Source organism: Blastococcus sp. TF02-09, assembly GCF_003319105.1.
Taxonomy (GTDB): Bacteria; Actinomycetota; Actinomycetes; order Mycobacteriales; family Geodermatophilaceae; genus Blastococcus.
Genome location: NZ_QOHH01000009.1, coordinates 22,288 through 34,291, shown reverse-complemented (window position 1 = coordinate 34,291; position 12,004 = coordinate 22,288). Strand labels below are relative to the sequence as shown.

Annotated in this window: 8 protein-coding genes; 3 read left to right on the top strand and 5 right to left on the bottom strand. The window is 74.2% G+C overall.

What is annotated here, in order from left to right:
* The first annotated feature begins 55 nt into the window (after window positions 1-55).
* Both DQ239_RS14240 and ctaD read left to right on the top strand, forming a co-directional pair.
* Window positions 56-556, top strand: coding sequence for a hypothetical protein (locus DQ239_RS14240; RefSeq protein ID WP_233489236.1), 501 nt, complete (start codon window positions 56-58; stop codon window positions 554-556).
* 170 nt (window positions 557-726) lie between these two features.
* Window positions 727-2,487: a cytochrome c oxidase subunit I gene (ctaD, locus tag DQ239_RS14235; protein ID WP_113835211.1), complete on the top strand. Its 1,761-nt coding sequence runs from the start codon at window positions 727-729 to the stop codon at window positions 2,485-2,487.
* Window positions 2,488-2,527: 40 nt separating this feature from the next.
* On the opposite strand, the gene DQ239_RS14230 is transcribed toward ctaD, so the two are convergent.
* The 5 genes from DQ239_RS14230 to DQ239_RS14210 all read right to left on the bottom strand — a co-directional run bounded on the left by DQ239_RS14230 (window position 2,528) and on the right by DQ239_RS14210 (window position 7,271).
* A complete protein-coding gene (locus DQ239_RS14230; protein ID WP_113835090.1) occupies window positions 2,528-3,721 on the bottom strand; it encodes a hypothetical protein in 1,194 nt (397 codons plus the stop codon).
* 181 nt (window positions 3,722-3,902) lie between these two features.
* Window positions 3,903-4,430 (bottom strand): regulatory protein RecX, encoded by a 528-nt coding sequence (locus tag DQ239_RS14225; RefSeq protein ID WP_113835089.1) that lies wholly within the window; start codon window positions 4,428-4,430, stop codon window positions 3,903-3,905.
* Window positions 4,431-4,539: 109 nt separating this feature from the next.
* Window positions 4,540-5,580: a recombinase RecA gene (recA, locus tag DQ239_RS14220; RefSeq protein WP_113835088.1), complete on the bottom strand. Its 1,041-nt coding sequence runs from the start codon at window positions 5,578-5,580 to the stop codon at window positions 4,540-4,542.
* Window positions 5,581-5,742: 162 nt separating this feature from the next.
* Window positions 5,743-5,937 carry a DUF3046 domain-containing protein gene (locus DQ239_RS14215; RefSeq protein WP_113835087.1) on the bottom strand — a complete coding sequence of 65 codons (195 nt, stop codon included), beginning with the start codon at window positions 5,935-5,937 and terminating at the stop codon, window positions 5,743-5,745.
* 44 nt (window positions 5,938-5,981) lie between these two features.
* Window positions 5,982-7,271, bottom strand: coding sequence for an MFS transporter (locus DQ239_RS14210; protein ID WP_113835086.1), 1,290 nt, complete (start codon window positions 7,269-7,271; stop codon window positions 5,982-5,984).
* Window positions 7,272-7,392: 121 nt separating this feature from the next.
* Between DQ239_RS14210 and DQ239_RS14205 the strand changes: the two genes are divergently transcribed.
* Entirely contained in the window at window positions 7,393-11,994 is a 4,602-nt protein-coding gene (locus tag DQ239_RS14205; RefSeq protein WP_113835085.1) for an ATP-dependent helicase, read from the top strand.
* Window positions 11,995-12,004 lie beyond the last annotated feature (10 nt).

Below are 12,004 nucleotides of genomic sequence, written 5' to 3'. Positions count from 1 at the left end.
CCCGCCCGTCCCACTCGCCCCACCGTCGGCGCGCCCCCGGACAGCGCCCCGCGGCGTGGCGAGACTGATCATCACCATGGAGACGATCCACGCCGGTCCGCGCCGCAGCCTGCCCCCCGTCCCGCGGACCGCCATCGACGCCGCGCTGCCCCTCGAGACGGTCGCCAGCGCCGGCGCACTGGCGCTCTCCCTCATCGCCCGGGACTCCCCCGTCGACGACGCCCAGCGCTTCGTCACCGCGCTGCGGAGCGCCGCGCCGGAGTTCGCCGCCGCCGCGGGAGCCGAGTCCGCCGTCGTCCGCGAGGCCGTGCCCCCGGCGCGCCACCGCCGGGCCCGGTGCCGGGTGGTGCTGCGGCACGCCGACGGTGCGGTGACCGACGTGACGTTCGTGGGCGACGTCGGCAGCCCGTCGGCCGACGCACGGGCGGCCTTCGCGCTCGACACCGCCCGCTGGCTGGCCGGTGGACAGGTCCGCGAGGACGCATGGCTGGTCCCGGACGCCGATGCGCACGACGGGGCGGCGGTCGACCTCAGCGCCTGGCGCGCCGCGGGCTGAAGCGGGAGCGCCGCTCCGGGTTTCCGAACCGGCTCGGGTGGGCGACGATGGTCGTGCCGCTCGGAGCAGCCGACCACGCGGCGCCGTCACCGATCTCCGGGGGCCGACATGTCCGGCATCTGCATCGCGTCCCGACGGTCGTCCGGTCGCGCGTCGACGGGGTCCGCCTCGTGACCGCCATCGCGCCGCGGCCGATCGTCAGCCGTCCGAGCCCGGCGGCGACCCCCAGCCGGGGCTCGCGGTTGTCCAACCTGCTGCGGACCACCGACCACAAGACCATCGGCCTGATGTACCTGACGGCCTCGTTCGCCTTCTTCCTCCTGGGTGGCCTCATGGCCATGCTGATCCGGGCCGAGCTGGGACGCCCCGAGCTGCAGTTCCTGTCGCCCGAGCAGTACAACCAGCTGTTCACGATGCACGGCACGCTGATGCTGCTGATGTTCGCGACGCCGCTGTTCTTCGCGTTCGGCAACCTGATCATGCCGCTGCAGATCGGTGCGCCCGACGTCGCGTTCCCGCGGCTGAACGCGCTGTCGTTCTGGCTGTTCCTGTTCGGCTCCACGATGGTGGTGTCCTCGTTCCTCACCCCGGGCGGGGCGCCGGACTTCGGCTGGACGGCCTACACGCCGCTCTCCGACGTCGTGCACACCCCGGGCGTGGGCGCCAACCTGTGGATCGGCGGTCTGGCCGTCTCGGGGCTGGGCACGATCCTCGGTGGCGTCAACTTCATCACCACGATCGTCTGCCTGCGCGCGCCCGGCATGACGATGTTCCGGATGCCGATCTTCACCTGGAACACCCTGATCACATCGCTGCTGATCCTGCTGGTCTTCCCGGTCCTGACCGCGGCGCTGATGGCGCTGCTGGCCGACCGGAACCTCGGCGCCCTCGTCTACTCCCGCGAGAACGGCGGAGCGATGCTGTGGCAGCACCTGTTCTGGTTCTTCGGGCACCCCGAGGTCTACATCATCGCGCTGCCGTTCTTCGGCATCGTCACCGAGGTCATCCCGGTCTTCGCCCGCAAGCCGCTGTTTGGCTACAAGGGCATGGTGGGCGCGACCCTCGCCATCGGCTTCCTCTCCCTGGCCGTGTGGGCTCACCACATGTTCGCCACCGGCGCGGTGCTGCTGCCGTTCTTCGCGTTCCTGACCTACCTGATCGCGGTGCCCACTGGGCTGAAGTTCTTCAACTGGATCGGCACCATGTGGCGCGGCCAGCTGACCTTCGAGACGCCGATGCTGTTCTCCATCGGCTTCATGGTCACCTTCCTGCTGGGTGGGCTGACCGGCGTGCTGCTGGCCTCCCCGCCGCTGGACTGGCACGTCCACGACTCCTACTTCGTCGTGGCGCACTTCCACTACGTGGTGTTCGGCACCGTGGTGTTCGCTGCCTACTCCGGCATCTACTTCTGGTTCCCCAAGATGTGCGGCCGGATGATGGACGAGCGGCTCGGGAAGCTGCAGTTCTGGATGACGTTCGTGGGCTTCCACGGCACGTTCCTGGTGCAGCACTGGCTGGGCAACGAGGGCATGCCGCGCCGCTACGTGGACTACGCGGCCACCGACACCTTCACCACGCTGAACATGATCTCGACGATCTTCAGCTTCGTGCTCGGGGCGTCGGTCCTGCCGTTCCTGTTCAACGTGGTGCGGTCGTGGAGGTACGGGAAGCTCGCCCTGCGCGACGACCCGTGGGGTCACGGCAACTCGCTGGAGTGGGCGACCTCGTCCCCGCCGCCACGGCACAACTTCGTGGAGATCCCGCGGATCCGCTCCGAGCGCCCCGCGTTCGAGGCGCACTACCCGCACCTGGTCGAGCGCCTGCAGGCCGAGGCGCACGCCGGCAAGCGGCACGAGCCGTACGGCGGGGTCAGCGAGCTCGGCGTCAGCGCCGGCCCGCGCCAGGGGCCGAACGACCCCGACCCCACCTGAGACTGGACCCGGTCCTCCCCGGTGCTCGTCTCCGCGCCGGTCAGGAACCGTGGGCGTGGTCGCAGAGAACCTCTTCGCCGTCGGGGATGCGGCCGCCGGCGATGCCCTCGAGCGCCGCGAACGGCCCGCACGGGTGCGACTCCAGCCACACGTGGATCATCGGCGTCTCGACCGGCTTGACCAGACCCGCCGGGCACGCGCCGTCCGCGTCCGTGAGCCCCCGGACCTTGCCCTCGGCGTTGTAGCAGAGGTTGTCGTGGGTGTGCCACTGCATGAGGTTGCCGCCGATGTCCGGAGCCTCCTCGAGCGGCGTGCCCCGCTTGAGCATGTACATCGCCGCCACCAGCCGGCGTCCGCCGCCGCTGGTGTCGTAGACGAGGGACTCGGGGACGTCCGGGTCGAGGATGACGTCGTCGTCCATGTTGGCCTCGTTGATCAGGTGCTCGATGCCGGTGAAGCCGTCGCCGATGGAGTGGAACCCGTTGGCCTCGGCGTAGGCGGGGTCGGCCCACTGCGGGAGGCCGTGGAGGGTCACGGCGATGACGTTCTCGGCCGCGGCCTGCTGCTCGGAGGTGACGCCGTCGACGCCGCTCAGGTCGATCGGCTGGGTCGGGTCGTAGGGGACGGTGGCCGCCGAGGCGTCCTCGACGTGGTCCGCGGCCTCGTGCTCGTGCTCGTGGCCGGTGGCGACCGTCCCGTCCGAACCGTGGTGGTCCCCGCCGGCATGGGCGTGCGAGCCGGCAGTCATCATGCCGAACACGGTGAGGGCAGCGACGCCGACGGCCAGGAGGGGCAGCGGCGCCCGCAGCCGGGGGCGGGCGTCGTGCTCCGGCCACAGGGCGGCGCCGACGGCGAGCACGGACGCGAGGGCGAGGCCGGCGGCGAGGCCGTCCGCCGTCTGGACCGGCTCGGCGACGTCGAGGCCTGCGACGAACGGGATGCCGCTCACCTTGGCGAGGGCCCAGCCGGCCAGGGCGCCGGCCCCGACGAGCAGGCCGACGACGGCGACCAGGCGGTTGCCGCGGACGAGCGCCAGAACACCCCACGCCAGCTGGGCGGCGGCGACGGCGGTGAACGCGAGGACGGCCGGCCGGTGCTCGCTGTGAACCCCGATCGCGGCGGCGTGGATCGCCCCGGCGCCGAGCGACGTGAGTCCGGCCAGCCCGACGAGGCCCGTGGTCCTCGTCACCGTGGCGCCGGTGCGCGTGCCGGGATCGTCCGTGGCGAGTGTCAACAGGATCTCCAGGGAGCCAGGAGGCCCGCGCGCGACGCATCGGACACGCGCGGTTGCGCCCGACGGGCGGCCTGCACCTTCTCGCGCGGTCGATCCTCCGGTCAATGGGTCGTCGGCCCCTGCCCGTGCACCCCGCGGTCACGCCTGCTGGCAGGGCCCTGCGGCTAGCTCTCGCCGTGGCTCACGGCAGCAGGGCGTCCTCGTCGAGCTCGTCGAACTCGGCGACCTCGACGTCCTCCGCGCTGTCGGCGTCCAGTGCCTCGCGCACCACCCCGGCGGCCAGCCCACCGCTGTAGCCCTTGCGGGCGAGCATCCCCATCAGGCGCCGGGTCGCCGTCGCGCGGTCGAGCCGCCGCATGCTGGGGATCTTCCGGTCCACGAGCCGACGCGCGGTCTCCCGCTCGTCGTCGTCGTCGACCGCCTCCACGGCCGTGGCGGCGACGTCGTCGTCCACGCCCTTCGCCCGCAGCTCGGCCCGCAGCGCCCGCCGCGCGAGCCCGCGGCCGGCCTGGCGCGAGGAGACCCACGCCCGGGCGAAGGCCTCGTCGTCGATCAGCCCGACCTCGCCGAGCCGGTCGAGCACTGCCTCTGCGGCGTTGTCGGGCACGTTCCGGTCGGCCAGGAGATCGGCCAGCTGCTGCCGGGTCTTCGGCGCACCGGTCAGGGCCCGCAGGCAGAGGTCCCTCGCGACCGACTCGGGATCGGTCATCTCCTTCGGCGGCGCATCGGCGCCGTCGGCCGAGGCGGTGCGCCGCCGCGGGCCCCAGGAACTCCCGGAACCGCGGCGGCGCCCACTCGCCCGCTCGGTCACCAGCGGCTCAGAAGTCCACCGGGGCGCCCGCCGCGGCGACCGGGGAGTCCAGCTGCGGCCCGATGCCGAGCTTCTCCTTGATCTTCTTCTCGAGCTCGTCTGCGAGGTCGGGGTTGTCCTTCAGGAAGTTGCGCGAGTTCTCCTTGCCCTGACCCAGCTGGTCGCCGTCGTAGGTGTACCAAGCCCCGGACTTCTTCACGAAGCCCTGCTCGACACCGACGTCGATGAGCCCGCCCTCGCGGCTGAAGCCCTGACCCCAGAGGATGTCGAGCTCGGCCTGCTTGAAGGGTGCGGCCACCTTGTTCTTGACGACCTTGATGCGGGTCCGGCTGCCGACCGCGTCGGTGCCCTGCTTCAGGGTCTCGATGCGGCGCACGTCGAGGCGGACCGACGAGTAGAACTTCAGCGCGCGACCACCGGTGGTCACCTCGGGCGAGCCGTAGACGACACCCACCTTCTCGCGCAGCTGGTTGATGAAGATCGCCGTCGTCCCCGAGTTGCTCAGGGCGCCGGTGATCTTCCGCAGCGCCTGGCTCATCAGGCGGGCCTGCAGACCGACGTGGCTGTCACCCATCTCGCCCTCGATCTCGGCGCGGGGCACCAGGGCGGCGACCGAGTCGATGACGATGATGTCGAGCGCGCCGGAGCGGATCAGCATGTCGGCGATCTCGAGCGCCTGCTCACCGGTGTCCGGCTGGCTGACCAGCAGGGCGTCGGTGTCCACGCCGATGGCGCGGGCGTACTCCGGGTCGAGCGCGTGCTCGGCGTCGACGAAGGCGGCGATGCCGCCGGCGGCCTGGGCGTTGGCCACCGCGTGCAGCGCGACCGTCGTCTTACCGGAGGACTCCGGGCCGTAGACCTCGATGACGCGGCCGCGCGGGAGACCGCCGATGCCCAGCGCGATGTCGAGGGAGATGGAGCCGGTCGGGATGACCTTCATGGCCACCTCGGGGCTGTCGCCCAGGCGCATGACCGAGCCCTTGCCGAACTGCTTGTCGATCTGGGCGAGGGCCATGTCGAGGGCCTTGTCGCGGTCGAGTGTCGCCATGGTGGTCACCTTCGGTCTCGCGGGAAGCGGGTCGGGACCGACGCTAGGACGAGCCACCGACAATTCTCGGGTCGTGACCGGAGTTGTGGAGATCCCGGTCGCCTGTGGACGCCACTGTAGGCCGAACACGTGTTCGACTGCCAGGCCGACACGCCGCTCGGCTCAGCGCTCCTTCGGTGGCACGTCGTAGGCCTCGCAGATGGCCAGCCACACCTTCCGGACGGGCACGCCGGCCTCGATCGCGTCGACCGCGCTGCGGCCGCCGAGCTCGGAGAAGAAGTGGTCCCGGGCCACGCTCTGGGCACGCATCGTCCCGAACTGGTCGTCCAACCGGGACCAGAACTCCTGCAGGCGCACTCCCCGACGCTAGCGCGCCCCGGCGGGGAGGCGGCGGGTGACCGCTAGCCGGGCCGGACGGGGCACAGCGCGACCGACGCCCAGAGCACCGCGAGCGGCAGGACGAGGGCCGCCGACACCGCCGACACGAGGCCGAACCCGCCCCACGCCAGCAGCGGTCCGCCGATCGCGCCGGCCAGCGCTGCGCCCAGGCCCATCAGCAGGTCGGTGCCGCCCTGGGCCGTGGGGCGCAGGTCGGCGTCCACCGCCGCGGTCACGAGGGTGGAGCCGGCGATCAGGCCGCAGGACCACCCCAGCCCGAGCAGGAGCAGCCCGATCCCCAGCTGCACGGAGTCCGACGACCCGGCGGTCCCGGACACGGCCGTGGCGACCAGCAGGAGGACGCCGCCCAGCGCCACGACCGACGGCGCCCCGACGCGGTCGGCCAGCGCACCGACCAGCGGGGAGAACAGGTACATGCCGGCCACGTGCACGCTGATCACCAGCCCGACCACGCGCAGGACGGCGTCCTCCCCGCCTCCGGCGTGGCCCATGTGCACCGGAGTCATCACCATGACCCCGACCATCACCGAGTGGGCGACCACCACCGACGTCAGGCCGAGCCGGCCGGCCGGCGTCGCCCACACCGCGCGCATCGCCGGCCGGGTGCCGGTCCGCGGCGGGGGCGCACCGGCACCGCCGCCCAGCCGCCGGGCGAGCACCAGGGGATCGGGCCGGAGCAGCGCCAGCAGGAGCAGCCCGACGACGGCGAAGACCGCCGCCGACACGACGAACGCCCCGGCCAGGGGCGGCAGGCCGAGCGCGTCGCCCAGGTCCGCGCCCGGGGCGGCCAGGTTGGGTCCGAGGACCGACCCCACCGTGGTCGCCCACACCACCATCGACAGGGCCCGGCCGCGCTGCTCGGGCACCGCGAGGTCGGCTGCCGCGTAGCGCGCCTGGAGGCCGCAGGCCGTGGCGGCACCGAACAGGAAGAGGCCGGCCACCAGGAGCAGCAGCGAGGAGGCGGCGGCCGCCGCGACCGTGACGGCCGCACCCAGGACGCTGACCGCGTAGCCGGCGGCCAGGCCCGCGCGCCGGCCGGCGGAGCTGCTGATCCGCGCCAGCGGGACGGCGAGCACCGCGGCACCGAGGACGCCGGCGGTCTGACCGAGACCGGCTGCGCTGTCGGTGCCGGCCACGTCGCGCGCCAGCAGGCCGCCCGCGGTGATGCCGACGGTCACGCCGAGACCGGCGAGCGCCACCCCGCCACCGAGCACGCGCACGGTCCGCCGCTGGACCGCGGCGGCGTCGGGGAGGTCGACGGCGCCCGGTGCAGCGGGGCCGGCCGGTCGCATGCGCGGAGTCTGCCGCACCGGCGGCTGCGGGCCGACCGGTTTCGCCGTCGGCGCATCCCCGGTCGGGTGGTCGGGGCCGCTCGACCGGCGAAGTGTCGTACCGCGCGGGGACACTGGGTCCGTGGCCTCACGCCGGACCTCCACCTCGACGCTCGACCGGTTCTCCGAACCGACCCGGGCGTGGTTCACCGGTGCCTTCCAGCAGCCGACGGCGGCGCAGGACGGCGCGTGGGACGCCATCAGCAGCGGCGAGCACGCCCTCGTCGTGGCCCCTACCGGCTCCGGCAAGACGCTGGCGGCCTTCCTGTGGTCGCTGGACCGGCTCAGCACGACGCAGCCGGTCGACGAGCAGTCCCGGTGCCGTGTCCTCTACGTGTCCCCTCTCAAGGCGCTGGCGGTCGACGTCGAGCGCAACCTGCGCGCGCCGCTGACGGGCATCGGGCAGGCCGCGGCCCGGCTCGGCCTCCCGCGGCCGGAGATCCGCGTCGGCATCCGCTCGGGCGACACCCCGGCCGACGAGCGGCGCGCTTTCGCCAAGCGCCCGACCGACATCCTGATCACCACGCCCGAGTCGCTGTTCCTGCTGATGACCAGCGCCGCCCGCGAGGCGCTGCGCGGGGTGGAGACGGTGATCCTCGACGAGGTGCACGCCGTTGCCCACACCAAGCGCGGCGCGCACCTGGCCGTGACGCTCGACCGGCTCGACGAGCTGCTGGAGCGCCCCGCCCAGCGGATCGGCCTGTCGGCCACCGTGCGGCCGATCGAGGAGGTCTCGACCTTCCTCACCGGCGGCCGGCCGGTGCGGGTCGTGGCGCCGGCCTCGGCCAAGGAGTGGGACCTCTCCGTGGTCGTCCCGGTCGAGGACATGAGCGAGCTGGGCCAGCCCACCGGCGAGCTGGAGGGCTCGGCCGCCGGCAACCAGCCGCGCAGCTCCATCTGGCCGGCGGTCGAGGAGCGCGTGCTGGACCTGGTGGAGGCCCACCGCAGCACCATCGTCTTCGCCAACTCCCGGCGCCTGGCCGAGCGACTGACCAGCCGGCTCAACGAGCTCGCCTACGAGCGCGCGACCGGGGAGCCGGTCCCGCCGGGCACCAACGCGGCCGCGCTGATGGCGCAGGCCGGATCGGGTGGCGGGACGCCCGACGACTTCCAGCCGGTGGCCGCGGCCCACCACGGGTCGGTGTCCCGCGAGCAGCGCGCGATCGTCGAGGAGGCGCTGAAGTCCGGGCGACTGCCCGCCGTCGTGGCCACCTCCAGCCTGGAGCTCGGCATCGACATGGGCGCGGTCGACCTCGTCGTGCAGGTGGAGTCGCCGCCCACGGTCGCCGCCGGGCTGCAGCGCGTCGGCCGGGCGGGCCACCAGGTCGGCGCGGTCAGCCGGGGCGTGCTGTTCCCCAAGTACCGCGGTGACCTCGTGCAGTGCGCGCTGGTCGCCGAGCGCATGAAGTCCGGGGCCATCGAGTCCGTCCGGTACCTGCGCAACCCGCTCGACGTGCTGGCCCAGCAGATCGTGGCCATCGTGTCCGAGCGCCCGCGCACCGTCGACGAGGTCGCCGCCCTGGTGCGCCGGTCCGCCGCCTTCAGCTCGCTGCCCGAGTCCGCGCTGCACGCCGTGCTCGATATGCTGGCCGGGCGCTACCCCTCCGACGCCTTCGCCGAGCTCCGCCCCCGCCTGACGTGGGACCGGGTCACCGACACGCTCACCGCCCGTGCCGGAGCCCAGCGGCTGGCCGTCACGAGCGGCGGCACGATCCCCGACCGCGGCCTGTTCGGCGTCTTCCTGGTGGGCGGCGAGGGCACCGGCGGACGGCGGGTCGGCGAGCTGGACGAGGAGATGGTCTACGAGTCCCGCGTGGGCGACGTCTTCCTGCTCGGCTCGTCCTCCTGGCGGATCGAGGACATCACCCACGACCGCGTGCTCGTCACCCCCGCCCCCGGACAGCCGGGGAAGATGCCGTTCTGGCACGGGGACGCCCCCGGCCGGCCGCTGGAGCTGGGCCGGGCGCTCGGCGCCTTCCTGCGCGAGGTCGGGACGGCGACGCCCGAGGCCGGCCTCGAGCGCGCCCGTGCCGCCGGTCTGGACGAGTGGGGTGCGGCCAACCTGCTCGCCTACCTGACCGAGCAGAAGGCGGCGACCGGTCACCTCCCCGACGACCGCACCCTGCTGGTGGAACGGTTCCGCGACGAACTGGGCGACTGGCGCCTGGTCGTCCACTCCCCCTTCGGTGCGCAGGTCAACGCGCCGTGGGCGCTGGTGCTGGCCGCCCGGCTGCGCGAGCGGTACGGGGTCGACGTCGCCTCCATGCACTCCGACGACGGCATCGTGCTGCGGCTGCCCGACACCACCGGGGAGCCGCCGGAGGCCGACCTCGCCGTGCTCGACCCGGACGACGTCGAGCGCGAGGTGACCGCCGAGGTGGGCTCCTCCGCGCTGTTCGCCAGCCGGTTCCGGGAGTGCGCCGCCCGCGCGCTGCTCCTCCCCCGCCGCGACCCCCGCCGCCGCACGCCGCTGTGGCAGCAGCGCCAGCGCGCCGCCCAGCTGCTGTCGGTCGCCAGCGAGTTCGCCTCCTTCCCGATCACCCTCGAGGCCGCCCGCGAGGTGCTGCAGGACGTCTACGACGTGCCGGGGCTGGTCGAGCTGATGCGCGACGTGCGTTCCCGCCGGGTGCGGGTTGCCGACGTCCAGACCGAGACGGCCTCGCCGTTCGCCCAGTCGCTGCTGTTCGGCTACGTCGGGCAGTTCCTCTACGAGGGCGACGCCCCGCTCGCCGAGCGCCGCGCACAGGCGCTGGCCCTCGACACCGGGCTGCTCGCCGAGCTCCTGGGCCGTACCGAGCTGCGCGAGCTGCTCGACGGCGACGCAATGGCCGAGGTCGAGTCCGAGCTGCAGCGGCTCCCCCAGCAGCGGCACCCCCGCGACGTCGACGGCGCCTCGGACCTGCTACGCGGCCTGGGCGATCTCACCGTCGCCGAGGCCGCCGCCCGCGGGGTGCCGGCGGAGTGGCTGGCCGAGCTGGTGGACACCCGCCGGGCGCTGCAGGTGCGGATCGCCGGCGAGGAGCGGTACGTCGCCATCGAGGACGCCGGCCGGTTCCGCGACGCGCTGGGCACCGCCCTGCCGGTGGGCGTGCCGGAGATCTTCACCGAGCCGGTCGCCGATCCGCTGGGCGACCTCGTCGGCCGGTACGCCCGCACCCACGGCCCGTTCCAGCCGCAGGAGGTGGCGGCCCGGCTGGGCCTGGGCGTCGCCGTGGTGACCGCGACGCTGCAGCGGCTCACCAGCACCGGCCGGCTCGTGTCCGGCGAGTTCCGGCCCGGCGGCACCGGTCAGGAGTGGTGCGACGCCGAGGTGCTGCGGTCCATCCGGCGACGCAGCCTGGCCAAGCTCCGGCAGGAGGTCGAGCCCGTACCGATCGGCACCCTGGCCCGCTTCACGCCCTCGTGGCAAGGCGTCGGCGGGCGGCTGCGGGGTCCCGACGGGGTCCTGGCCGTCGTCGAGCAGCTGGCCGGCGCGATCGTCCCGGCCAGTGCGCTGGAGTCGCTCGTGCTCCCCACCCGGGTGCGCGACTACGCCCCTGCCATGCTCGACGAGCTGACCAGCGCCGGCGAGGTGCTGTGGGCCGGCGCCGGCGGGCTCCCCGGTGGCGACGGCTGGATCAGCCTCGTGCCGGCCGACCTCGCCCCCCTCCTGCTGCCCGAGCCGCTGGAGCTGCCGGAGGCCGGCGGCCCCCTGCTCGACCTGCTGTCCGGCGGTCAGGCGCTGTTCTTCCGCGGCCTGTCCGACCTCCTCGGCGCGACCGACGACACCGCGCTGGCCGACCTGGTCTGGGACCTCGTGTGGGCCGGCGCGCTCACCAACGACACCCTCGCGCCGCTGCGCACCCGGCTGGGCGGCGGCGGCACGCACAAGCGGACGCCCGCCCCTCCCCGGGTGCGGCTGGACCGCGCGCGCGGCGGCCGCGCCCGGCTCGGCCGCCCGGCCATGCCGACCCGCTCCGGTCCCCCGTCGATGGCCGGCCGCTGGTCCCGGCTGCCGGACCGGGAGGGCAATGCGACGCGCCGGACGACCGCCCGCGCCGAGGCGCTGATCGAGCGGCACGGCGTGCTCACCCGCGGCGCGGTGATGGCCGAGCAGGTGGCCGGCGGGTTCCCGGCGGTCTACCCGGTGCTGCGGGCCTTCGAGGAGAACGGGCGCGCCCGCCGGGGCTACTTCGTCGAGACGCTCGGCGCCGCGCAGTTCGGGACACCGGGCTCGGTGGACCGTCTGCGCAGCTTCGCCGCCCCCGACCGGCTGCCCGGTGGCGCCGTGGTGCTGGCCGCGACCGACCCGGCCAACGTCTACGGCGCCGCGCTGCCGTGGCCGGACCGGGCGGCCGCCGCAGACACCGACGCGGTGGACCTCGGCGAGGGCACCGGCGCGACCCGCAAGGTCACCGGGCACCGCGCGGGGCGCAAGGCTGGGGCCCTGGTGGTGCTGGTCGACGGCGAGCTGGTCCTTTACGTCGAGCGCGGCGGCAAGACGCTGCTGTCGTGGACCGAGGACGAGCAGACGCTCAAGGAGGCGGCGACCGCGCTGTCCTCCGCGGTCGCCGCCGGGGCGCTGGGCCGCATGGTGGTGCAGAAGGCCGACGGCACGTCGGTGCACGAGTCCACGCCCCTGTCGGCGGCGCTCCAGGCCGCCGGCTTCAGCGCCACCCCGCGGGGCCTCCGGCTGCGCGGCTGACCCGGGCCGG